Annotated in this window: 14 protein-coding genes, 1 tRNA gene and 1 riboswitch; of the genes, 6 read left to right on the top strand and 9 right to left on the bottom strand. The window is 45.4% G+C overall.

Going from position 1 to position 25,814, the window contains the following annotated elements; translation table 11 throughout:
- The 4 genes from FD974_RS03290 to FD974_RS03275 form a co-directional block, all read right to left on the bottom strand.
- The gene (locus FD974_RS03290; RefSeq protein ID WP_215365773.1) at window positions 1-474 is read right to left on the bottom strand and encodes a hypothetical protein; all 474 of its coding nucleotides are present in this window, start codon (window positions 472-474) and stop codon (window positions 1-3) included.
- Window positions 458-754, bottom strand: a complete 297-nt coding sequence (locus FD974_RS03285) for a hypothetical protein (protein WP_215365771.1) — start codon at window positions 752-754, stop codon at window positions 458-460. The genes FD974_RS03290 and FD974_RS03285 overlap by 17 nt, the downstream gene beginning before the upstream one ends.
- A gap of 358 nt (window positions 755-1,112) precedes the next feature.
- Window positions 1,113-1,475 (bottom strand): hypothetical protein, encoded by a 363-nt coding sequence (locus tag FD974_RS03280; RefSeq protein ID WP_215365769.1) that lies wholly within the window; start codon window positions 1,473-1,475, stop codon window positions 1,113-1,115.
- 111 nt (window positions 1,476-1,586) lie between these two features.
- A riboswitch (SAM-I-IV-variant riboswitch) is annotated at window positions 1,587-1,689 on the bottom strand.
- Between the two features lie 349 nt (window positions 1,690-2,038).
- Window positions 2,039-2,449 carry a hypothetical protein gene (locus FD974_RS03275; RefSeq protein ID WP_215365767.1) on the bottom strand — a complete coding sequence of 137 codons (411 nt, stop codon included), beginning with the start codon at window positions 2,447-2,449 and terminating at the stop codon, window positions 2,039-2,041.
- Window positions 2,450-2,527: 78 nt separating this feature from the next.
- Between FD974_RS03275 and FD974_RS03270 the strand changes: the two genes are divergently transcribed.
- Window positions 2,528-2,773, top strand: a complete 246-nt coding sequence (locus FD974_RS03270; protein ID WP_215365765.1) for a helix-turn-helix domain-containing protein — start codon at window positions 2,528-2,530, stop codon at window positions 2,771-2,773.
- Between the two features lie 185 nt (window positions 2,774-2,958).
- Window positions 2,959-3,231 carry a hypothetical protein gene (locus FD974_RS03265; protein WP_215365763.1) on the top strand — a complete coding sequence of 91 codons (273 nt, stop codon included), beginning with the start codon at window positions 2,959-2,961 and terminating at the stop codon, window positions 3,229-3,231.
- Between the two features lie 87 nt (window positions 3,232-3,318).
- Here the strand turns inward: FD974_RS03265 and FD974_RS03260 are convergent.
- A tRNA-Ser gene (locus FD974_RS03260) sits at window positions 3,319-3,408 on the bottom strand.
- A 165-nt stretch (window positions 3,409-3,573) separates the two neighbouring features.
- Here FD974_RS03260 and FD974_RS03255 point away from each other — a divergent pair.
- Together FD974_RS03255 and FD974_RS03250 are read left to right on the top strand one after the other, a co-directional pair.
- Window positions 3,574-3,834, top strand: a complete 261-nt coding sequence (locus FD974_RS03255) for a type II toxin-antitoxin system Phd/YefM family antitoxin (RefSeq protein ID WP_215365762.1) — start codon at window positions 3,574-3,576, stop codon at window positions 3,832-3,834.
- A gap of 8 nt (window positions 3,835-3,842) precedes the next feature.
- Window positions 3,843-4,253, top strand: coding sequence for a type II toxin-antitoxin system VapC family toxin (locus FD974_RS03250; protein WP_215365760.1), 411 nt, complete (start codon window positions 3,843-3,845; stop codon window positions 4,251-4,253).
- 5 nt (window positions 4,254-4,258) lie between these two features.
- Here FD974_RS03250 and FD974_RS03245 read toward each other — a convergent pair whose 3' ends face one another.
- On the bottom strand, window positions 4,259-5,395 hold the full coding sequence (locus FD974_RS03245) for an NAD(P)/FAD-dependent oxidoreductase (RefSeq protein WP_215365758.1): 1,137 nt from the start codon (window positions 5,393-5,395) through the stop codon (window positions 4,259-4,261).
- Between the two features lie 140 nt (window positions 5,396-5,535).
- Between FD974_RS03245 and pgi the strand changes: the two genes are divergently transcribed.
- Together pgi and FD974_RS03235 are read left to right on the top strand one after the other, a co-directional pair.
- On the top strand, window positions 5,536-7,029 hold the full coding sequence (gene pgi, locus FD974_RS03240; protein WP_215365756.1) for a glucose-6-phosphate isomerase: 1,494 nt from the start codon (window positions 5,536-5,538) through the stop codon (window positions 7,027-7,029).
- Between the two features lie 41 nt (window positions 7,030-7,070).
- Window positions 7,071-8,456, top strand: a complete 1,386-nt coding sequence (locus FD974_RS03235; RefSeq protein WP_215365755.1) for a phosphomannomutase/phosphoglucomutase — start codon at window positions 7,071-7,073, stop codon at window positions 8,454-8,456.
- Window positions 8,457-8,483: 27 nt separating this feature from the next.
- Here the strand turns inward: FD974_RS03235 and panD are convergent, their stop codons facing one another.
- The 3 genes from panD to FD974_RS03220 all read right to left on the bottom strand — a co-directional run bounded on the left by panD (window position 8,484) and on the right by FD974_RS03220 (window position 25,771).
- Window positions 8,484-8,852: an aspartate 1-decarboxylase gene (gene panD / locus FD974_RS03230; protein ID WP_215365753.1), complete on the bottom strand. Its 369-nt coding sequence runs from the start codon at window positions 8,850-8,852 to the stop codon at window positions 8,484-8,486.
- A gap of 165 nt (window positions 8,853-9,017) precedes the next feature.
- Window positions 9,018-9,566, bottom strand: coding sequence for a hypothetical protein (locus FD974_RS03225; protein ID WP_215365744.1), 549 nt, complete (start codon window positions 9,564-9,566; stop codon window positions 9,018-9,020).
- Window positions 9,567-9,619: 53 nt separating this feature from the next.
- Entirely contained in the window at window positions 9,620-25,771 is a 16,152-nt protein-coding gene (locus FD974_RS03220; RefSeq protein ID WP_215365742.1) for an MBG domain-containing protein, read from the bottom strand.
- Window positions 25,772-25,814: the final 43 nt, after the last annotated feature.

Here is a 25,814-nt window from a genome sequence, read left to right as displayed (position 1 = left end):
CTACCTTCTAAGGCTCCAGTCATGGGCTAAATCAATAAAAATAGACGCCTCTGGGGAGAGGAACTCCGGAGATGGAAATATCCCCACCCTACCTAAATCTAATCTGTCAGCATCCCAGCAAGTCTGAATGGTTGCATCCAACGACACATCTCCACCAGAGTGATGCTTCAAAGCATAGCAAAGTGTCTCCAGCTGCATTGGCTTAAGGCTATAGAAATCCCCATGGATACCGTGTGCAAATTCAGCAGCCCTCGCGCCATGTTGCGGGTCTCGCCCATCATTCAGACGACAACTATCGTGCAGAAAACAAAATAGCTCAACAACCATTAAGTCCGCCTTTCTAATGGCGCCAATATTTTTCCCATGATGAAGCACCCGAGCCCAGTGATTAGCCCCATGAACACCGCGCCAGTCAATCTTGAACTCAGCTTTAATTAAAGCAATTAATCCAGCGCGATCATATTGTGATTGCATCTAGTTTTTCCTGATACTCAGCTAACGGTGGTTCATCCCCTAGATTAATCAGGGGCCTTAACTTATGTCTATCAGTAATAGCCTCTGTTGAGTAACCCTTCACAAGCCTAGTCCCACTCCATAATTGATTGAACTTACGACTTGTAACGGTTTTGATCTCGTAAGCATCCTCTCGCCCCTCATGCCTTCCGAGATGGGATACCACCTCAACAATTAAGCCTATGTTTTCTGGGCATCCTCCAATAATGACGCATAGGACTCCCTTTTTCAGAATTGACATGATTACTCCTTATTTGATTTGAGGCTAGTTGGTGGATTTGCCTTCACATCCCAACGGTTTCGTGATGGGGACCACAACCCACCATAACCATTTAATGCTTCCCCGGGGATCAAGACATCTGCGGGCAACTTGTAATTAAGATAGATGCAACTTGATAGCAATCTAGCTGCATCATCCAAATTTAGAGTCAGAACCCACTGGGGCACCTTTCTCCTAAATTTCGCCTGGTAAATGCTAACCTGCTGTTTCCACTTGTATTCCGGTGGCGGTCTAAACATTGCGCTCTCCTCTTTAGCCAATTTGACGACTGTCTGGGCCTGGCAATTCGGTTTAACTCCGCCCTTACTACCTCATACATCTAGTGAACTACAGCCTCTGCAAATTCAGCCCTTCCCTCGGGATCTTTTTTTTGACTAGTTACCAAATATTCTTTGGTCTCTAGAGCAGCCTTGAGATATTCGTCAGTCGCAGCCCTAAAGTTATCAGCGCCATCTTCTTTGCTGAAAATATACGCAAGGCTATAAATCAAGTTATCACCATCTTCACCATCAACGGTAACGGTATTAGCCTCATCGTTATCAACGATCCGAAACCCCCGGCTGAATTCTGGCTTTTCTCCATCTACCCAACTCATATCGAGCCTATCGATATCAAAGCGCAGACTACGAAACAAATTATTGACGGTAAAACGAGCTCCACCTAGGTATGTGTAATCACGCATATAGCCTCCAATTCGATTAATTAATCTCTACATAAAAATTATCAAGACTAGAAGGCTCAAATATTGAGCTAGAGCCACTTCACCCAATAAAAAACCCACCGGTGTGGTGGGTTTGTCGCCTTTGATTACTCATTCTTCATGAGTCTCATCTTTTTAGCACCTTACTAGCGTTAGCAGGTTGCTGTGGCGACAAAGCCATCTCTTGATGTAGATTGAAATATAACAGCTTTATAAAAAGCTTCCAAGCGTTGGTTTAGATTTTGCATGCAGATATCGATAAATCCTAGTTGGATGGACTTCCACCTCCCGTTGCCTTATGCCAAACAACCGTTTAATTAATCTCACATAAGACGGGGTATGGTCAGGCCTGGGCTTTTGTTTTGTGCCGACATATACAAATTGCTTGAAGGGCTTCACAGCCCCGCAACCAAAACATATCCTCAAGTCCTCATCAGGTACATAAGCATCGACAGCTACGGTCACGCTTATGGAGGCATAGTTAGGCAAAATATGCTCCCGCTTGCAATCTGGACATCCATATATATGGAAAGAAGAAATTCTTGTCATACCCCAGACATTACAAGATTTACCAAGTACTCTGCATTAATTAGGCCAGTTTCAGCCCTTACATTTGGATTGGGATGGCCAGAGGTAAATGCAGTACCCCCAAACATTTTCTTTAGCGAAGATTTTCTCTTCATATTGTCATCAAGTTGCATTCTGACATCCGCTGCAAACTTAAGCCTCTCGACTAATACTGCTTTAGAAATTTTTTCAAATTTTTTGACTAACTTAGGCACCATTTCTATCAATTGATTCCGAAATAAATAGTCACCAACGTAATCATTTTGGTAGTACTGAACCAACTGACCAACTGTACTGTGTAACTGTAATTCGCTACCTGAATCTAAATAATCAGCAGCAGCTAGAAGTAGTGAGGCATCAAATACATCCTGATTCACATATTTCGTCATTTGGTATCTTTAGTTTTTATAAGTACTGGGTATCATCTCCCGTGGTATTAAAAACGTCAATAGGCAAACATGCTGCCTATGGCAAAACCTTCACCAACATATAGCGGCACAAGCGAATTAGTTGCACTTGGCGCTGTTATTAGGGATATTCGACTAGCCCTGGGACTGTCTCAGGAGGCGCTAGCCAATGAGGTTGGCATTGATAGAAGCTATATGGGTGGTATCGAGCGCGGAGAACATAACCTGGCAATGATTAATCTAGTCAAGATAGCTAACACCCTCAACCTCTCAGCCGCAGAGCTACTCAAAAAAGCCGGCCTGTAGTCATTACCAATCACATGTATAAGTTTTGACATGTGTCAAAAAATTAAAATCGTTTGAGCAAAACAGTGTGTAAGGATAAGCGGATGGGGCCCTTTTTCAAAAATGGGGGGTGCCGGGTGGGTGGGGGTCGGCTTTCAGAAAATTGATAACGGGGTACCCCGCTAAAATTTTGTTAGAGTAATTACATGGACTTCGACAGCTCAGATAACAGCACCGCTAAATATTCTGGCAAGGTAAAGACTCAAACCTTTAAGCAATTCCAACTGGAGCGCCTTATTAAGGACGGCATGGTCATTCCAGCATCCAAGCTAGCTGAGGTCAAAGAACAGGAGCTGCAACGCGCCAGAGAGTTTGAGGTGGCATCTGAAGACCAGCAGCGCCACAATAGAACAGCCACACCACCCCCAAGAGACAAGCTAGAAAAGCTACCCCTAACCAGGGAACGACTTGAAGAATAAGTGGGTACCAATGTGGGTACTGGAGATAAAATAGGCAACAAAAAACCCAGTAACTCATTGAATTTACTGGGCTTTCTATATAAATACTGGCGGAAGAGGTGAGATTCGAACTCACGGAGGACTTTCATCCTCGCCAGTTTTCAAGACTGGTGCATTCAACCGCTCTGCCACTCTTCCTTTGCGAATTGAGTCCTTGATTATAAGGAATTCAGAAACATCACACACAAAACTCAAATGGAGCCTGTTTTATTAGCCCACCCTCCTTGCTCAAATACCTCCTGGCAACGAGAAATGATAGCTCCTTAACTGGTAAACTAGTCAGATATCTAGTCAGGAGTAAAAATGGCAAACAACCGCTGGGCAGTTCAGGATGCAAAAGCAAAATTCAGTGAGCTATTAAATGCTTGTCTCAAAGAGGGTCCTCAAGTAGTCACTAAAAGAGGGCATGAAACGGCTGTACTCATCACCATTAAGGAGTGGAATGCATTGAAAGAACTCGCTAAACCCTCTCTGAAATCCCTCCTTCTCTCGGAGGATGCAAAGGGAGATTTGATTCTGCCAAAACGCGGACAAGGCTTGGTCCGCAAACCCGCCAAACTTTAATCGCAAATATGTACCTTTTAGACACCAATGTCATTTCAGAATTGCGTAAGTTAAAACCCCATGGCGCAGTTTTAGAGTGGTTCAAGACTGTTGCGGAGGAAGATCTCTATATTTCTGCAGTTTCTATAGGGGAGATTCAGGCAGGAATCGAGCTAACTAGAGAGCAAGATAGAGAAAAAGCAGAATCTCTTGATGTTTGGTTGGCGGAAATTCTGAGGAGTCACCATGTTCTAGCCATGACTGGGACAACTTTTAGCCTATGGGCAAAACTAATGCACACCCAGTCGAATACGGTCCGTGAGGATGCCATGATTGCAGCGACTGCAATAGAGAAGAAACTCACAGTGGTAACCAGAAATACCAAAGACTTTAAGCGCTTTAAGATTGAATTACTGAATCCATTTGGACCACTGCATTAAGACTGTTATTGGGATTGCTTAATGAGTGATTCCAAATGCCCTGCTACTGCCAAGCATGAAGTAAGCCCAGGGGACTCGAAGCCATAAAGATTAAATAATCCCTGTAGCCCATGCTGCTGGGGCCCATTGAAATGAAAGTCTCCTGCAGGAGCATTGGGTGGAACAATTTTTGCCCTGACTCCAGAGTAATCGGCCTGTAAAGCGCCGTCTTTGAGCTCAGGCCAATATTGCCTCACAGCAGCATAAAAGCCTTCACCACGCTGGGGGTCGACCGTATAGCTGATTTGACCTTCCTCTTCAATTTCCAGCCATTCCACATCCGGACCAAACTTGGCCTGGCCACCCATATCCAGTGTGAGATGAACTCCCAAGCCGCCCGGCTCTGGAATGGGATAAATCAAATGGCTAAATGGCGATTTTCCAGAAAGGGAAAAATAATTTCCCTTAGCGAAATACGCTTTAGGTATTTGGTCTTTAGCAAGCCCTTCAATGCGTTGGGCTAAGGCTGGCGCACTCAGTCCGGCGCAGTTAATCAACAGCTTTGTCTGAATAGTCATGCCATCAGCGCCGCCAATGGTGAGCTCAAAGCCCCCTTCAGCAATAGCACCGATCGGCTTTGCAGCAAGTAAAGGGGATTGGTAAGCAACCATACCGCCAGCATCCTCAAATCCTCCAAGTAAGGAGAGCATGAGGCCGTGACTATCAACTACACCGGTAGAGGCAGAGAGGACTGCAGCCTCACAACGCAGTTGAGGCTCTAAAGCTTTTGCCTGCGCCCCGGTAATCATCTTGATATCAGGGACATGGTTTTGCTGAGCTTTATACAAAATAGCTTGCAGATCATCTAACTGACTACTGTCTGTAGCAACAATCAATTTTCCATAAGCCTGAGTGCTTACCTGGTGAGTGCGGCAATACTCATATAACCGCTGATTACCCTCGACACAGAGTTTTGCTTTTAAAGAACCCTTTGGGTAATAAATTCCTGCATGAATGACTTCGCTATTGCGAGCGCTACTGATAGTTCCGAACGAATCCTCACGCTCGAGCAAGATAGTTTCTCGACCCTGCAGCGCCATTTCTCGGGCAACCGCTAATCCAACCACTCCAGCGCCCACTACGACGCAATCCACCTGCTCCATTCGGTTATTCCTGACCTGATTTCAGATATGTCTCAATTTTGTAATGACTTTTGCCTCGGCTAAAGCCTTGTTATTAACGAAATCGTAACATTTTCAGCGTTTTAAGGGGATTTTGATGGCCTTATTGATAAAATCTAGCAATGTCTTTACCAGCATCTTTACCCCCGCAAAATCTGCATTCAGTCATCGATATTTCTTTAGATACTGCATACCAGGGTATTGATGACCGCGCTTGGCAGTCCCTCTTTGCAGGAGCGCGTCAGTCTGGACTTGAAGGGTTTATAGCCGATATGTTTGCTGGCAAGCATATTAATAACAGCGAAGACCGTCCAGCGCTTCACTCCGCACTACGCAATCTCTCCCAAACCCCCGTCATGATTGCTGGCGCTGATGTCATGCCAGCAGTTGCCAAAGTTTGGGAACGTATTGAGGTGATTAGTAAGCAATGGGATGGTGTGACTGATGTCATTCATATTGGCATTGGTGGCTCGGATTTTGGCCCCCGCTTGGCCATTGAAGCCCTTGCCCATGTGCCCGGTATTCAGAATCGTGGCATGCACATGCACTTTTTGGCCAACATTGATACTGCGGAGTTAGCCCGCATCTTAGCCAGAGCAAAACCTCAGACGACTCGGGTCATCATTGTTTCCAAATCCTTCACCACCCTTGAAACCACGATGAATGCCAAGGCGGTTGTTGCTTGGCTCAAAGATTGTGGTCGCAACCCAGAAGAAATTGCCCAGTCACTCTATGCGGTGTCCGCAAACGTAGCGGCTGCCAAAGCATTTGGTATTTTGGAAGATCACATCCTCCCTTTTTGGGATTGGGTTGGTGGTCGCTACTCCGTCTGGTCGGCAGTAGGCTTACCCATTGCGCTCCAGTATGGTTTTGAAACTTTCAAGCAGTTTTTGGCAGGCGCCCAAGCAATGGACTTGCATTTTCAAAATGCACCGCTTGAGCAAAATCTGCCAGTTATCATGGCACTGACTTTGCTCTACCAACAGGAGCAGCACGACATTAAAGCGTTCGCCGCCATTCCCTATGCTGACGCTTTAGATTGGTTTCCCAAGTGGCTGCAACAGCTGGATATGGAAAGCAATGGCAAGAGTATCGATCGAGATGGAAAGCCTGTAAAACATTCTTCACCGGTAGTATTTGGTAGTGCGGGAAGTAACGCGCAGCATTCTTATTTCCAACTCTTTCATCAAGGAACTGAAATCATTCCGATTGATTTCATCGCCGTAAGAGAACCCATGAGTGATCGTCCAGAGGCAGTGGCGCATCATCGTATTTTGTTATCGAACTGCTTAGCTCAAGCACAAGCATTAGCCAATGGCAAAACAGCCAGCAATCCTAATGATGTCTATCCCGGCAAACGTCCGAGCAATCTCTTATTGTTACCCAAGTTAGATGCCTTCTATTTAGGCGCCCTACTTGCTCTTTATGAGCATCGCACAGCAAGCTTAGGGGCACTGTGGAATATCAACAGCTTTGACCAGCCTGGCGTTGAATACGGCAAGGTCTTAGCCAAGCCAATTGAGAAAGCCCTAGCCAGCCACCAAAATAATATTCAAGCTAATGCAGATATTGATGCGGTGACTGCAGCTCGTATTAATTTTCTCAATTCAAAATAAAACTGTGACTCAGTAAGTACTGCATTTTCTAAGGATCTCCAATGCAATTGTCTCCATCGATTTTCAAAGCCTATGACATCCGCGGTATTATTAATGAGACCTTAGATCCATCGATCGCCAAACAGATTGGTCAAGCTTTTGGCACTGAAATGCGTGAGCTTGATGAAACCGATATTGTGATTGGACGCGACGGTCGCCTATCGGGGCCCGGCCTAATTGAGGCACTTACCGAAGGCCTCCTCTCTACCGGAATTAATGTGATTGATCTGGGTATGGTGGCAACACCGATGGTGTACTTTGCTGCTAACCACTCGATCGATGGCAAGACCCCGAAGTCCGGCATCATGATTACGGGTAGCCATAATCCTCCTAATTACAACGGCTTCAAAATGGTCTTAGGTGGTGCGGCGATTTATGGAGATCAAATTCAGGGCTTGCGCAAACGTATTGAAGCTAAAAAGTTCGTTAGCGGTCAAGGCATTCGCAGTACCTTTGATATTTTCCCCATGTATTTAAACTATATCGTTGGGGACATCAAGCTGGCTCGCCCCATGAAAATTGCCGTTGATTGTGGCAATGGTGTTGGTGGCGCCTTCGCAGGAAAACTTTTCCGCGCCTTGGGTTGCGAAGTACAAGAACTATTCTGTGAAGTCGATGGTCATTTCCCCAATCACCATCCTGATCCGGCCCATATTGAGAACTTACAAGATCTCATCAAGAACCTCCAGACCACCGATAATGAATTAGGCCTTGCTTTTGATGGCGATGCTGATCGCTTAGGTGTTGTCACTAAAGACGGACAAGTGATATTCCCCGATCGTCAGATGATGCTGTTTGCAAAAGATGTTCTCTCACGCAATCCTGGTGGTCAGATCATTTATGACGTCAAATGCACTCGCAATCTTGCGCTCTATGTCAAAGAGCATGGTGGTGAACCGATCATGTGGAAAACGGGTCACTCATTAGTTAAAGCCAAGCTCAAGGAAACGGGTGCCCCGCTTGCTGGAGAAATGAGTGGTCATATCTTCTTTAAAGATCGTTGGTTTGGTTTTGATGATGGCCTCTATACCGGCGCACGCTTGTTAGAGATTCTGAGCAAAGAACACAATCCTAGCGATACCTTGAACAACTTGCCGAACGCAATCTGCACACCAGAGTTGCAACTTGCCTGTGCAGAGGGTGAGCCTTTTGCATTACTTGAAACCATTAAAGCTAACGCCAAGTTCCCCACCTCTGAGTCTATTAATACGATTGATGGCGTACGCGTAGAGTATGCAGATGGATTTGGTCTAGCGAGACCTTCGAATACCACACCAGTAGTGGTCATGCGATTTGAGGCGGATAGTGAAGCGGCGATTAAGCGGATTCAGGCGGAATTTAAAGTAGCCTTATTAGCTGCTAAACCGGAAGCGAAACTGCCCTTTTAATTGGAGGCAGCTTTCGTGCATTTACATTTAGTTAGTGATTTTTTTCACTTCTTTGATGCGATTGTGATCGTCCAATAAAACAACCTTAGGAATATGCGCAGTCGCCTCCTCATCATCTACCGGCCCATAAGTACAGATGATCAGATGATCGCCAACATGTGCTTTACGGGCTGCAGCACCATTGAGTGAAATGGCACCAGAGCCACGAGCCGCTTTAATAATGTAAGTTGAGAAACGCTCTCCATTATTAATGTTGTAAAGCTCAATCTTTTCGAATTCACGCATATCGGCAGCCTCCAGGAGATTCTCATCAATCCCACAGGAACCTTCATAGTGCAAATCCGCCTCGGTCACAACAGCCCGATGCAATTTAGCCAACAACATGATGCGCTTCATAAAACTCCTTATTTAAGGATGAAATTCTAGCCTGAAATCACCGGTTTAGAACATTTAAGCTCTAAATATTCAAAAATAAGGTGAAGTGCTAGCTGTCCAATTAAAAACTAAAAAATTTGCTCTAAAAACCATTAAAAGTGAAATTGAGATTTTTTAAGCATAAGACTAATGTGCTAAAGGTGAATTTTTGTGTTGGTCATCATCCTCATTGGCAAAGCTCTGCTGACTAAGGGCCGGTACCTCACCCCATGCTGCATGCTGGCGCAATTGATTTAGCAGTCCGAGCATAGCCTGCATGGTTGGTCCAGCCATTTTGAGGTTGATGTTCGCTCCACCTGGCAAAATAAGTTCAAGGGAGAGTGCCTCTTCGGACCCATCCTTCTCAAATGTACATTTGACATCCATTATCAGAATTGGATCAGCACCAAGAGGATAATTTTCAGCAGGTATGTAAGGGGTTGTTAGTGAAACACCATGGGCACTTGGATTCAGCTCTACTGTATCCTTATTAAATTGGGCAATTGCCTGAGCGGCCTGAGATGTGTGATCCTGCTCTAGACTCCTCACAATCAAATGTTGTGTAGCAGCCAGAATAAATAGAGTGACTCTGCGCGTAAACCAAAAACGAAACTCCGTATTTTCGATCGTGTTAAAACGAAATAACAAGCGATCATCGGGCGCAAGATAGGCGGCATTTAATTGTTTGATACTCATCTTGCTAGCTTACAACAAAAGGTTTAATTTCCTTTGAAAATTTCAATTTAGCATTAATCTTCTTCGCATTTGGTATCGCCGTATTGATCTACAGAGCAGATGTTACTGCTGCTGGATTTATCCTTAGAGGTAGCAATTTCTACATCTTCTGGAGCGCTCACTGTAACCCCGCCAGTGCTTCTGGATGCAAGTGTCATGTGCACCTGGTCGGCATGAAAGTCAATCACCTCACGCAACACACCACCATTAATTGCGGGCACATAATTGGGCCCTGCTAATGGCCTTACTATTGGGGGCACAACTGGAGGAATATAACCAAGTGCACGGTTTTGAACATATTCATTACCCCAATTATTCACACCAGATAAATTTGGATCTAAGCCAAAGTTATTACTTCCATCAATAGTTAGCACATCTCTACTGTTTGGATTTTGCAGATTAAGCTGGCCACAATTTGTTGAGCACGCGCTATTTGAAGCAGTTTGCACTGGCAGGTTGAAATTGACACTGGCATCTGGATCCCAAACTGAGAAGCTAACTCCGCCAGGCTGTATGTCAGACTGGGCACTCATTAAGTTAGCCCGGTAAGTTTGATCTGAATAAGTCCTTACGCCATCTACGGCATTGATGATGCCAATATAGGCCGTATCAGCATTAGCCTGACTTTGGTTAACAACAACCTGAGAATTCAAGCTATACAAAGGATTATCAAAGCCGACAGCATCATTAAAGCTAATACTAGCTCCTGCATTAATCGCCGCAACCCCACTGGACTCCGGAATGATTGCTGGAGCAATTGCCGCTACTAATAAGGTATGGGTATTAGCTACAGTGTCATTTACAGTTCCGTTGTATGTCACGCTAGGATCCTCAGAGATCATGGTGCGAACATAAATTGGATTGGTATTGAGGTAGTCGATTGAACTAGCACGCACACCTGTTATGGCAGCATATTCAAAATAAGCTCTATATTGATTTGTAAATAAGAAGCCAATGGTTGGGGTACGGCCAACATAACTTGCATCACCAATAAATATAGATCCGTTATAGGTTTGAGTCACTGCAGTCAAGATGTCTGCAAGGATGTAAATTTTTGAGCCGGTCACAGTTAAGTTATTTAAGCGCGCAATTGATCCAATGCTATCTACAACGGTGACATTTCCACTACCGGCATTAATGACCAGTGATTCAGTCTTATTAGCAACGCCGTCTACAGTGGAGTTAAAAGTGATATTGGCGTTAGCGCTTGCCAAAGTAGTTGTGCCGCTATTAGATGGTCCAATTAATAGGCTTGCATCATAAGTTTGGGCGCCGACAGTATTGATGTCACTCCAGATCTCAACAGGGCCCCCAGAAACGCTTAATACAGGTAAAACCACCCCACTGCTTGTCGAGAATCTTGCTGGATTTAGTGTTGTGCCATTGGAAACAATGGAGCCCACGCCAATCGCATTATTACTACCAGCCACTAGACCAGTGCCTTCATTCAGAATAGTTTGGCCACTATAGGAACTATTCCCAGTCAGCGTCACAATACCGGCACCAGTAATGCTCACACTTCCCAATCCGCCAATGGACATCGGAACAGTGGTGTTGCTACTTAAATTAAAGTTAAGGTTACCGCTATTTGCTACTGCTGAAGTCACTGGCCCTTGAACCGAATCATCATAGATCACGCTATAGCCGCTTGGCAAAACAACATTAGCCACATTAGATAGATCGGGGATAGCTCCAATCGTAGTGCCACCAGTAATGGTCCAATTCAAGGGGTTTGACCATACCCCACCAGAGTTTGGCCCAGTATAGGTAACCGAATTAAGCTGAGTAATGCTGCCATTACTACCTACATAAGAAGAGCCACCACTAATTTGGTAGTTAGCTGCGTCGGCACCTGATAAAGCCACCCCAACGTTGTAGGCAATTCCCGTTCCGACATTCTTATTGGCAAAAGTTCCTGAAGCAGAGGCTGCCACAGAATCACCTGCTAAAAAGCCACTAGAAGTGCTTAAAGATAAATTAGTCATATTGACTGAGCCGTCATAGACCTTACTTACCCCAGATATTCCTAAATCAGCATAGCTCAATATGATTGGAGTAATCGTTAAGCCACCTGATACCACTACTTCATTGAAGTTAGGTGTTCCACCGACTGGTGAAGTCGTGATACTGGTGCCGCTTGCACCTAAAGCATAGCTACCAATCTTTACTTGCGACCCAGAGGAATTCCAAACTGGGCTGCTAGGGCTAATTGTAAATGTTGCATTGGTACCTCCATCAACAACGGTCATGCTATTGCCAGATATTGAGAGGTTTGCAGAGTTGACGCTAATAATATTGGGGGAGCTAATACCGACAGCACAATCGGTGCAGTACGACACTGTCATTGCTGATGGGTTGAAGCTGGGGGATGAGCCATATACCGCTGTATTACTTCCCACTTGAACCAGTAATTGATTTGCGCCAATGATGGTGAAGCTGCCAGAGACATAACTAACAGAATAATTTTGTAGATCTGCCGATAATGCCGGTACAAGAACGTTGCTATATACCCCGGCATTGACTTGACTAGAGTTAGTTCTCGTTACGGCGGCAGTGGCTGCGCCTAATGCACCACTAGTGCTTGAGTCGCTATTTTTAAAGCCGCTATACATGACACCAGCATATCCAACTGGGTCACTCATGCCGATAAACTTAGCGCTATCAACTGCAGTAACAGTTAAAACAGCTTTGTCTATTACCAAATTTCCGGGTTGATAAGTAATATTGTAGTTTGCTACGCCTACCCCACTTGCACTAGAAGGTATTAGCAAGTTGGAGTAGGTACCCGCGTTCACATTACCTGCAATAGTCTGGCTACCGTTATATAAAACACTTGCGCCTGTTATGTAATCACCATTCAACAAATCAGTAGTAATCAGTGCAGCAGCTCCAGACTGAGGCAACACCAGCAGAGAACCATAGGTGGAATTTTGATTGCGGGCGGTAATCGTAAGACTTGCAGGGTTTACGGTTAAATTCGCAGCAGTATAAGTAATGAGGTAGTTTGATCCTGCGCTCACTGTGCCTTGAGTAATTGCATAGGAGCCAACATTGGATGCGGATCCTGCGCTACCGCTATAGGGCGTTGCGGTAGTTGCCAGGGCGCCAGTGATTTGATCACCATTCACTAAGCCAGTGACTGTTTGATAAGACAAGACCGGCAAGCTAGTATCGGCATAAGTCATGGAAGCAGTATTGGCAACCACATTAATTGGCTTTGGAGCGATTGTTAATGAACCGGGTACATATGTAATAGCGTAATTCGATAGACCAGATCCCACTGCTGCCGATGCCAATATTCCGTTGGTCGCTCCAGAATAGATACCGGCATTTTGTGAACTAGGAATCGTTGCATTACCTGCCTGTTGCAAAGTAACGCCACTAATGGTGTCGCTACCCAGTAAGCCACTAGAAGTGAATGAAGAAGTTCCCAAGCTATAACTTGTGCCATACGTTGTATTTTGATTGCTTGCTGTCACCGTCACTGGAGCCGCTTCAATATCTGCACTGAGCGCAGTCGTTACACCACTGATGGCATAGTTACTATTGCTCAAGGATAGGCCGGAGAGGTCTGCTGTAACAGCAATACCAGTAGTCACATTTGGAGAGGCAAAAGTACCCGCGTTAGCGCTACCACTCACTGTGACGGTATCGCCTGCCAGTACCCCTGCTGCTGTGGCTGTACCAGTGAGGACAGCATTGGTGTTGGTGTCATAGGTCTTATTGCTAGCAGATAGGCCGCTGATGGTGACTGGGGCGGTGGTGATGGAGCCGTTTGTTCCAGCAATATCACCAGCAGTATAGACATAGTTAGCCGCATCTAGACCGCCAAGACTTACTAAATTAATTGTGTAATTAGTGCTTCCTACATTTTTATTTGAGTAAACCCCGCTACCAGTTAAAGTAAGACGATCACCTGTTAATTGATTAGATGGAGCTATGGATATTCCGGATGTCAATGCAGTTGTTGCGTCATACGTTTTGCTAGGGCTCGAATTATTACTTACCGTAAGCGCTAATGGAGTGATATTAGCGATACCAGCAACATAAATCACAGGATTAGTTGCGCCCTCAATCGTGGCATTTGATGCACCGGTTGGGGTAAAAGTCTTATTGCCGACATTCAAGAAGTTGCCGCCGCTAAATCCGAGAGTGGCATCTGCAACAACCTTAATATCGTAAGAGTTGGCAGCAGAGTCTGTGGCTACCCATGTTGGCGTTGTTGAGGAGGAGCTTGTAATCTGAGATACGGTAGAAGCAGGAACGGTCATATTCAGGGTAATGATGGTCCCTGAATTGCAGTTGGAGCTCACATTGCAATATTGTGCAACTAAATTAACTGCTGAATTGGCGCTGGAATCGCCTGAAATTGCCCCATAGGTATTACTTGAGTTAGCAGCCGTTACGACAAGCTGATACTGCTGTGCTTCCGTATATGTACCGGTCACAACCATAGGCGTTCCATAGTTGCCCACTAAATTCGATGCCATTACAGCAGATGGCGTTAATGTATTTACGCCTGGAGCACCAGATGCACTTGAGGCAATGCTCACTGAAATACTATCTGAGCCTTTAGCACCTAAAACAGAACCGGTAAATGTCGGTGTTTGACCAGCAAAACCTGCATAGGAATTAGCGCTCACCGTTAATGGTGCAGTAGTAATTGTTCCTGCTCCTGTTGCGCTAGTGGGTAATACGTAGTTTGTGAGCGTGGTGCCTGCATTGGCCGTGAAATGACTCGGTGTTAGTGTTGCTGTAACAGTGCTAGCAGGAGAGTACCCAGTATTGGTGCTTGCATTGACAGAATCAAAAACGCCTTCTGTTTGGGTAATACTGGCACCCTCACCCGCTACAAAATTAGCAATTGAAAAATTATTTGCCGCTAACGTCACGGCAGCTGTAGTGTCATAGACCTTGCTTGGGGTATTGGCAATGGAGGCAGTCAGCACCACAGGATTAATGAGTACGCTGTTGGTACTTGCAGGCAATACATAGTTCGCTGCCAAGCCCCCATTACTGCCATTGCCGAGAGTTAAGCCTGAAGTGGATAAAGAACTCACACCAAGGACATTGGCGTTATCGGCTGTAGCGCTACCGGTAAGGGTGAGTGTTTGAGTGCCGATACCTGTAGTAAGGGTAATTTGGTTGGCGGCAAAGCTTCTAGATCCATCGTAATCCTTCACCGCAGAAATAGACAAGGTAGCAGGCGTAATGACATAAGCATTATTAGCTGCATTGGCAAAACTGACTTCATAGTTTGTATTGCTTGTAGTTCCTACCAAAGATCCCACAGTTAATGCATAGCTATCAGCATTTTGTACGGTAGTGCTTGTGCTGCCATTAAATGCCATTGAGCCAGATAAACTCACTGGAGCATCAGCAGCAACATCCGTATTTTTATATCCAGCAATACCATAGTTGGCTGTATTTGTAGAATAAGTTGTCTTATTTAATGCGTTTCCACTGTAGGTAGTTTCTACTGCATTGGGCGTTAGGGTAAGCGTAGCCTTTCCAACTACTAAATCACCAGCCACATAAGAAATTGCATAATTACTTAATCCCGTGCCCACAGCTGAGCTGGCAATAATTGCAGACGAATAAGTAGCAGCAGCCACAGTAGGCGCCACATTATCGTTACCACTGTAACGTAGAGTCACACTAGTTACCCCATCGCTATTGACCAAACCACTGGTAGCAAAAGAAGAGGTGCCTAAAGATAGTGAGCTTCCATAAGTACTATTTTGAGTGCTAGCAGTTATGGTTAAAGCCTTAGTAGCTACCACTAAATTTCCGGATACGTATGAAATTGCATAGTTGCCAAGACCAGAACCTGAAGCTGCACTAGGCACAATTCCGCCTGTATAAGTTCCAGCGTTGGTGGTGCCAGGAACTGTTGCGGAGCTGGCGTATTTAAGGGTAACGCTACTCACCGCATCTGTATTGACCAAACCATTGGTAGTGAAAGAACTTGTACCTAAACCGAAGGAAGTGCCATAACTAGTATCTTGATTAGAGGCAGTAATTGTCAGGGCACGCTGGGTAATAGCCATTGCCCCATTGGAATATGTAATATTGTAGTTAGCAATTCCACTGCCGCTTGCATTGCTAGGGGTAATGGAAATACCAGTCCCAACTGATGCAGTTGCAGCACCACCAAGACTGCTTAATGTAACCCCGGTAAGGGTGTCGCTACCCAATAAAGAACCTGATGTAATGGAGTAACCGACTCCAGCAGATGCAGAGGCGCTTCCAGAGCTATAAGTGATTCCAGCATTGGTGGTGGTATTGCCATAGACCTTGCTATCAGCTGCAGCACTAATAGTTAAGTCGGCTTTATTGACTGTGTATGCAGTGCCAGTATATGTGATTGAGTAATTAGATAGACCTGAACCTACCGCTGAACTAGGTACCGCATTAAAAGAACCATTTTGCGCGGTTCCAGAAACTGCTGATCCTGACCCTACGGTTGAACCAGACTTTGTCGTTTGTGTCACTGATGAAACAGCATCTGTAACTGCTACTCCACCAATGGAAGTCACTAAACCAGTAACTGTATAGCCTGAACTAGAAACCAGACCAGCGTAGGTACTAGCCCCATCATATGTAGTGGTACTCGAATTATTGGCAATCGTTAGAGATTTTGTAGTGATCGTATAAGTGCGTGAACTACCCGATAAAGAAACGCCCTGCCCGCTTCCAGTCGATATATTAGCTGCAATGATCGTTGTACCCGCTTGCACTACATTGGCACTAATAGCTGCAGTACCGATAGTGCTATTCCACACCAAACCTGCCTTGACGCCAGCAGCTGAAACACCAAATGGCGTTGCACTTAAAGTGACAGTGGCGTTATTGCGCAACCAAGTTAAAGCGCTAGAGTCGGTATAGGCCGTTCCATAAGCAGCTGAATAATTAGCCCCGAGCGAAACGGTTACGGTATAGCTGGTTGCTCCAGCGCGGTAGTCAATGTAATTACCAGAGCTATACGATGTTGGTGTTGTAAAGTTACCGCCCTGCACGCTATAACGAATATTGGCATCCGATGCATTTGAAGTCGTGATACCAATCTTGCCTTCAATGTCATATGAATTCGAAGAACGTGGACTTGCCATAGACAACGCAACAACCCCACCACCTGAGTTGGTAACAGTGCCCAAAGCAGTAATAGTTCCGCCTGTCGTAGTACCAGCAGCAATTCCATTACCACCCGTAATCCGAATTCCATCTGCCCCAGAGTTTGTCACTGCACCAATGCTAGCATTACCAACCGCATTGATAATGATGCCACCCGTTGTGCCAGTATTACGAATAAGACCAACCGTAGTAACAGAACCTGAAGTGCCTCGACCATAAATTGCTACACCAGTTTCACCAGTGACAGTTCCCGAGGTATCTAAATAAGTTGCATAACTACTGGTTGATGCTCCATTGATGGTGACTGATCCTGCAGTAGATTGAATGACGGAGTTACTGTAAATGCCATACCCACCATTCGATGTACCAGCAATTGAAATATCTCCGGCTGCCTTATATCCAGCATAGGTAATGCCACCATACGCTAGACTTGCTGAGGAACGAAGATCAACAGCAAAGAAAGACATTGATGATCCAGCTGCTACTGCTGTTCCCGGATTAGCTAGAGCAATACCACTTGTAACAGTAGCGCCCTGAATCGTAAAGTCACCACCAGAATTAATCACCACACCTGCCGTATAGAAGATTTGACTAACGGCGCCGTTACTATTTACACCACCTCTTGCTGATAGGGTGATATCCCCGGAAGCGGTTCTCATTAATATATTTTGAATATTCAACGCAGAACTATAGGTTGTGCTGTAACCAATCAAATCAATATTCCCGGAGGCAATATAGTTCTTTTGAGATCCCACTTGAGCGTAATAAGCCCAACTACTGCTTTTAGCGTAGGCACTTGCCGATATGTTTCCAGCGGCTGCTATCAAGCTACCCATCTGATAGATGCCATGCGCGCCAACGCCAACCAAGGTGATATCACCAGCGTCTGAAGTTAATGTATATGAATTATTTTGAATACCCCAGCTACTTGCCGTAACCCCTTTAACAGTCAAATCATTGCCAGCAGTCAAGACGCCACTAACCAATACACCAGCTGAACCAGTAACATTGGAGGTTGTATTGTTAGTTCCGTTGAAATATCCGCTAGATTTAGTGCCGCTTGCAGAGCCGTATGTATTATCAATATTGATATAGCCAGATACAGCTGCACCAGCTACGGTAATAGCAGATCCAGCTGACTTAACGAGATAGTTAATCGCATAAGTAGATCCGGATGTAGTTGTTACTACACCAGCACCAATAGTAGAGAGTCGATTTCCACTGGTCGCATCATATGTAATGCTAGAAATTGCGTTGGTATTGGCAGCCATCGTAATAGCGCCATTCTGGTCAATAATATTGTTTGAGGTAAAACTAATATCAGAGCCATTAGCAGCGCTAATTGCGCCAGCCTGATAGATACCGTTGTCACTTCCTGCGCTTGTACCAATAGCAGAAATCGTGATATCTCCACCTGTTGCACCCGAATTAATTGTCATGGGACCAAGGTAGGCAATATATGTGGCATCCACAGTCGCCTTAGCATCAATGGTGATGTAATGAGCAGTAATCAGTGATGAAGCGGTATAAACGCCGTAACTGTTATAGGTGGTACCTGTCAACTCCACCCCACCCTCACTAGAATTGATTGCTGCGGTGTACTGCACCCCGTGTGAGGCATAAGAGATGCCCTTAACGCTAATCAACTTGGTGCTGTGTATTGCATTGTTGACCGTAACACCAACACTCGAAGTTGCAAAAGATGAATTATTGCTAGTAGTGATATATCCAGAGGCTGGAGAAACGCCGCCATAGGTATTATCTAAGGTAACCGTACCGGGAAAGCGAACCGAGCTAGTGCCAATTAGATTTGGGTTGATTGCGCTTCCAGCAGATTTGATCAGTAAATTCACATCACTGGTTGATCCAGAAATAATTGCCAGAGATCCTGTAGTAATGTTTGAAGCTTTTGTGCCAGAGGTAGTGTCGTAGGTGATGCTTGCAGAATTGACGGTAGTATTTGCCGCCAAAGTGACAGCTCCAGTTTGGTTAATCAGATTATTGGAAGTGAAGGTAATGTTGCTTCCTGCCACATTGTTGGTGATGGCGCCAGTTTGACTAATACCAGTATTACCGCCGCCAGCTGTATTGTTGGCAGTTACGGAAATATTACCTGACGGGGCATTCAAGGAATAACCAGATCCATTGAGTGACAAATTGGCTGCACCATAGCCAGTAGCAGAGGACGTGGCTGCAACATACTGGTTTGTTCTGCCGCTCCAGATAGTGGCTAAGTTAGTGGTACCTCCAAATACGTTAGCATCACTACCTGAAGCTAACTGTGTTGCCTTGTATCCCGCTAGAGACTCTCTTGCATATATTTTTCCATCACTTAAGGTAAGCACGACCTGCACCATCTTGGTATAGGTCCCATCCCAGAAACCAACTAGGTAGGTAGCTGTTGTTGAAGTTGAACTCTGCAAAATGGCAGCGGTAGCTGAACGCGGTGTGCCAATCGATCCGCCAGTTAAATCTGCCGATGCTATTGTTGGAAGAGTCGAACCAATCAGATCGCCCATCAAGCTACCCGAAGCTCCGGTAGCAGTAGAAATCATGCTTGGGTTAGTGTCATCACCCGAGTAATAACCATAACCCAAAGTCAAAGCGTTTACTGTTGCAATAGTGCCTGCACTTGTGCCAGTTCCAATAATGGTGATTCCGGTATGCGAGGTGACTTCAGCACCCAAATTGACAGCTTGTCCAGTGGTAGACGTTCCGGTGATACTCACAGCACCGGAGGCAGCAGTAATTATTCCGTTGCTATTGGTATAGATGCCGTAATTGGTAGCAATACCAGTCAAAGTAATATCCCCACCAGTTGAGGTAATAGCCGCAACACCATAGATAGAGTAATTACCATTAGAAACACCATTGACAACGATGTTCCCTGTAGCAGTTAATGCGTTGTTAATCGTAACGCCTGCAACGCCGCTTGGGCCTGAGGCAATATTGGAGGCTACGATGTATCCACTAGCGCGCGTGCAACTTGCTCCAGAGCATCCATAGGTGTTATCTAAAGTAATAGTTCCAGGCACATTGATGACGCCTGGATCTAAGTTAGCACCAGCACTCTTTTGAACGTAATTGATTGCACTTGTAGATCCTGAAGTAACAGTGAGATTACCTCCAGTAATCGTTGATGCATTTGTGCCACGTGTAGTGTCATACATTACTGTGGCGGTGTTGCCACTGGTATTGGCTGCCATGGTAATAGCACCAGTTTGATTAATCAGATTGTTTGAGGTGAAGGTGATATTTCCACCGGATGCGTTAGCAGTAATTACGCCAGATTGCGTAATGCCGGTATATCCGCCGCCCGAGGTGTTATTAGCAGTAACGGTGAGGTCTGAACCGCCCGAATTAATTGTTAAAGCACTTAAGGTCACGATCGTTGATGCTGCTGTGCCATTACCAACGATCGTGATGCTATCTCCCGTTACCAGGGCACCAAGATTTACCGCTTGTCCAGTAGTTGAATTGCCTGTAATAGAAACATCGCCCGCTGAAGCGGTGATAAGTCCTGCACTATTGCTATATACACCGTAATTAGTCGCCCTACCCACCAAATTAATGTTTCCAGCAGTAGATGTAACGGCTGCAATTCCATAAATGGAATGGTTACCATTGGATACAGCATTAATAGAAATATCACCAGTAGCTGTCAATGCATTGTTAATAGTGGCGCCAGGAACTCCGTTAGGTGCAAGAGTAATATTAGAGGCAACAATATATGCGCTAGCTGGCGTGCAGTTCGTGCCAGAACAACCATAAGTATTATTTAAAGTAATACTTCCGGGGACATCGATCACTCCAGGATCTAAGTTAGAACCAGCGCTTTTCTGAACATAATTGATTGCACTTGTTGATCCCGAAGTAATGGTGAGATTACCTCCGGTAATCGTTGATGCATTCGTTCCACGAGTAGTGTCATAACTCACGGCTGAATCAGTTCCACTGGTATTGGCTGCTAATGTGATGGCTCCAGTTTGGTTAATTAAATTATTTGAAGTAAACGTGATATTGCTACCGGGGGCATTATTAATAATTGCACCAGATTGAGTGATACCAGTATTGCCACCCCCAGAAGTGTTATTGGCAGTGATGGTGATATTGCCTGATGGGGTATTTTGGATATAGTCCCCACCAGATAAAGTTAAGTTAGCCGCAGCATAGCCCGCTGCCGATGAACTTGCAGCTAAGGTCATTGTTGAAACAGATCCAACCCCGCCGGCACCAGAGCCATTCCACAACGAGAGTAAATTGGTTGTGCCACCCAGCGTATTAGCAGCCGTTCCAGTTGACAATGCCGTGGTGTTGTACCTCGCTAACTTCTCTGTTGCGTAAAGATTATTGTCACTAGTCGTTAATACCAGCTGAACCATTTTGGTATGGGTGCCATTCCAAAAACCAATGACATACGTTGCCGTTGTAGCAGTTGAGCTCTGCAAGCTAGCGGCAGTGATGGAGTATGTTCCTGGTACCGATGTTCCAGTCAGCGAGCCTGAGCTAATAGATGGCAATGTAGAGCCAACTAGAGCCCCCATTAAGCTACCCGAAGCACCACTAGCTGTTGAGATAACCGTTGGATTAGAGTTATCACCGGCGTAATAGCCATAACCCAAGGTAAGCGCGCCAACAGTAGCAATAGTTGATGTGCTGGTGCCATTGGCATCAATGGTGATTCCGGTATGCGCAGTAATAGCACCTGCAAGCTGAACAGCCTGACCAGTTGTAGCCGTTCCAGTAATAGTGACTGCACCTGCAGCAGCTAGAATCGTTCCAGCGCTATTGCTATGTACTGCGTAATTAACACCAGTACCTGTGATTGAAATGGGTCCAGTCGATGTTGCAATAGCTGCTTGCAATGTCACTGAATACCAGCCTGTGAATGAGGCACCTTTAAGAGTAATGCCAGTTCCCGCAGTGATCGCAGAATTAACTAAAACACCAATACTTGCACCAGCGAAGGTGCTGGAATTTGCAGTAGTAATGTATCCAGAAGTTGGGGTTCCTCCTGCTCCAGCAGTTCCACCATAGGTGTTATCCAACAGAACAGATCCTGGAACATTAATTACGCCGGTATCAATGCCTGCACCAAGTGTTTTGACAGTGTAATTGACTCCACTAGTTGAGCCAGAGGTAACTGTGAGCGCACCGGCAGCAATAGTAGTGGTCTTAGCACCGGAAGTTGTGTCATATAAAACAGTAGATTCATTACCACTGGTATTGGCCGTCATTGTGATGGCGCCAGATTGGCTAATAATGTTATTGGAAATAAAGCTAATGCTGCCACCGCTTGCATTACCTGTAATAGCGCCAGTCTGAGTAATACCAGTATTAGCCCCGCCAGAAGTATTCATTGCAGTGACTGAGAGATCAGATCCGCCTGCAACAATCGTCATCGCACCCAAGGAAACAATTGTTGAAGCGGTTGTTGAGGTGCCAGTGATACTAATAGCCTGTGCAGACATTGCACCAGCAAGAGATACAGCAGAACTCTTATTGGATGTACTATCAATCGTAATGGATCCACTATTAGCAGTTAATGTTCCATTTGAGGTACCACTCACTCCAGCATTATTGGTCGCCGTTGTATTGCTTGAGTTGGCTATTAAATTGATATTGCCGGTAGTAGAGGTCAACGCTGAGCTTAGGTAAATTAAGCCATACCCAGAAGTACTTACTCCGTTACTCGTGATATTCAGGTCACCATATGCAGTTATTGGAGAGGTCGTGCCATATGAAGCTACTACAAAACCATAACTGGCGCTGGCACTATTTTGTAGCTGAATATTGACGTCACCACCAATATTCAATGTGGCTGCGTGCGGCTCAAATGAGCCAATACCGCTTGCTTGATTTGCTGAAGCTGCTACAGAATAATGACCGCCTGCCCCACTAGATGCTCCACCGCTCGTAGTCGTATTAATACCTGCATTTAAATAGATTGGGCCATTCAAAATAGAGCCCGGGGTAATGGTTGTGCCACTAATCGCTCCACCAGTGGTGTCCATCACAACGTAGCCACCCTTCGTAGTAATGCTGCCTGAAGTACCATTCACAATACTTGCGCATGCACCAAGACTGCAACTAGTTAAGGTATTGGTTGCATAACTGGTTTGTGCAACAAGATTAATTTTGCCAGTGCTCGTTGCATTAATAGCTCCATTAATTTTGATTTGGCCATTTGAAAAATAATTGAGATTGAGATCTCCAGCGCCTGTATTGGTAGTAGTTCCCGTAAGCGTAATCGCTTGCGCTGTTCCGCTAGTGTTGTCTAAGGTGAAACTCGCACTACTGCCAGAAGCGATTGAGAAAGAGAGGTTTGCTGTTTGGGTAATGGTGCCATCAGCAATAATTTGCACACTAATTCCGCTATTGATAGCCGTCTGAATTTGCGCTGCGCTGATATTGGTTTGATTGGTAAATGAGAGTGGGTCAGTGCCCGTTGAAGTGCCAGCAGTGGTATTAATCGTAACGTTGGTTGGATCCAATAACCACATTCCCCCTCTACCAGCATTGATGCTAGAGAGCATGTTCAGAGTTTGGCCAGAAGTTTCAATAAAGCCGCCTTGCTGGTTGTCAGGGTTGGGGTCTAGCTGGGCAGTATTAAAGCTGGTGTATTGATCTAGGTTGGCCACTAAAGCAAAAGGCAATGTGCCATGCTGTGCATCATTGCCTATTAATATTTGTCCGCCATGGGTATAGCCGCTTGCTTCAAAGGTGCTGCTGTCAGTGCTCACCTCATTGCTGGCTGATACACCAATGCTACCGCCACGGCCTGTTGAGCCGTTAGTTTGGATTAATGCGTTTTGGATAATCAGATCGCCTTGATTGGCAATCAGGGTGATAGCGCCACCATCGGTAGTGCCATTTGCTTGTAAGCGTGCTTGATTAAAGTGTAAGTCGTTTGCTGCAGTCGCGGAAAGTGTGCCTCCCCTGCCATTACCACCATTAGCTTGGATTGTTGCACTACTCCAAAGGGCATCATTAGCTGCTAGCGTGATTACGCCGCCTTCATCACCATTGGCCTGGAGGGTGGCTCCACCTTGGAGAGTAATCGTGTTGGCTGTGAGTTTGATGCTACCGGCTACCCCACTGTTTACTGGGGTGCTGGCTGATAGCCTGCCAGAGACATAAATGGCTTGACCCAATAACTCTATGATATTGCCAAGGGAGCCTGGATTGGCGTTACTCAGATAGCGATTGGTTTGGATGGTACCGGCACTATAGATGGACTGAGCCTGCACGGTGACCTTGCTAGCAGCAATGGTAGTGCCTACATTGAGGTAAGCAATCGAGGATCTGATGATGACATCGAGGCTTTCACCACGGATATCGGCATTGAGGTTAAAGATACCCGAAGCCGATAAGGTTAAGGTCGTCAGATTAGTACCGCTTTTGAGGATATCGGCTCCACTGGCAATCGTCAGACTACCGCTACCATTTTGAGTACAGCTGCCAATGGGGCAAGAGGCCGTATTGGCATTGACTTCAATGGTGACATTGTTATTAGTGAGCGCTGCAGAGATGACATTGGCTGCTCCACTATCAATCGTTAGATCAATTGGGTCTAAGAGCCAAGTACCAGATTTTCCGGTTTTATTATTCCCAGTCGTATTGACACTGACCGTTGGCGCAAGGCTGACATGCCCTCTGGAGCTAGTCTCAATAAAGCCACCATGACCTGATTGTGAGCCGCCCATCGATGTAAGGATGCCAGCGACCGTGGTCTTTACTTCTGACCAGATGGCAATCGTGCCACCATTACCTGCCTTGGTAGCGGAAGCATCAATCAAGGCATTTTCTTGGATGGTGACCGTCTTAGCCATTTGCTTAGCGCTTGAGGCAGCTTGGGCATTTGCTTTGATAACTGCCTCAGCCTGCGTATTGCTGAGTAGGCTTGGGTTTTGAGTATTGACTTGTGCGCCACCAGTCACTTGAGTACTAGCTAAACCCACATTGACTTGACCGCCACCTTGAGCACCAGTTGCAGAAGTTTGGGAGCTTGTGGCAAGCGTAATCTCATTGCCCACAATATTGACCTGGCCACCCTCTTTACTTTGGCTATTGGCTGACACCTTACCTGCTTGGGTGACGGTATTGGCCACCAGTTCAATCACGCCGCCGTTGTTCACTAAGCTATTGGCAGCGATTTTGCCTGTATTTTTAATGACTGAGCCCATTAAGCGATTTGCAGCCCCGGCTGCCATAACCACTAATCCACCATCCACCTCAACAACATGCCGGTTTTCAAGTAAGGCCTTGTAGCTTGGCACATCGACCTTAACGCTAATCAAGGAATTGCCCTTGAAATCGAGTGTAATTTGTTCGCCAGCAGCAACTGCTACTGCACCGCTACCTTTTCTTGCTAGAAGGTAACCCTGATTGCGCACTTCCGGAGCAAGCAAAGCAATGTAACCACCCTCAACATTGGTGGTGATTTTTCCGTCATTAATAATTGCACCTTGACCATTGCCCTTGAATGTAGATTTGCCTTCCATAAATTCTTTATTAGCAATATCTAAAGTAGATGCCACTACACCTGCTGCATCAACTTGCGACCCCTTACCAAAAGTTACACCATTTTGATTCACCAAAATGACTTGGCCATTTGCTTTTACTGCACCTTCAATCACAGATGAATTTGATCCGGTTACGCGATTCAAAATAACTGCATTTTGATTTGGTTGATTGAAGTTCACTTGGGCATTTTTTCCAACGTTAAAACTATCCCAATTAATCACTGCACGTTGTGAAGTTTGATTCACATTCATCGTTGCAGAATTAGCAGTTGATGTTTGAGAAATTGTTGCTTGTCCAGCGACAACTTGTCCACCAGTTGGAAGAGCATTTACCGCTGGTGAATTTGAAGTTGCTGGTGATGTTTGCGCATGCGCCAATTGAAAATTGAGCAATGAAAATGCAGAAAATACGAATGCAAAAGTCCTTGCAGAAAATACTTCTGCAAAGAAATTTTTCTTAGAAATAATGGATGCTGGGAGTGACCCAACACCAAGACGTTTTTGCACTAACTTCTCTTCTTACCCTAGGGAAGAGGATTATGTCAAAAAT

The organism is Polynucleobacter sp. es-EL-1 (genome assembly GCF_018687975.1).
Taxonomy (GTDB): Bacteria; Pseudomonadota; Gammaproteobacteria; order Burkholderiales; family Burkholderiaceae; genus Polynucleobacter.
The sequence above is the reverse complement of the archived record's forward strand: the minus strand, read 5'-3'. Positions and strand labels throughout refer to the sequence as shown.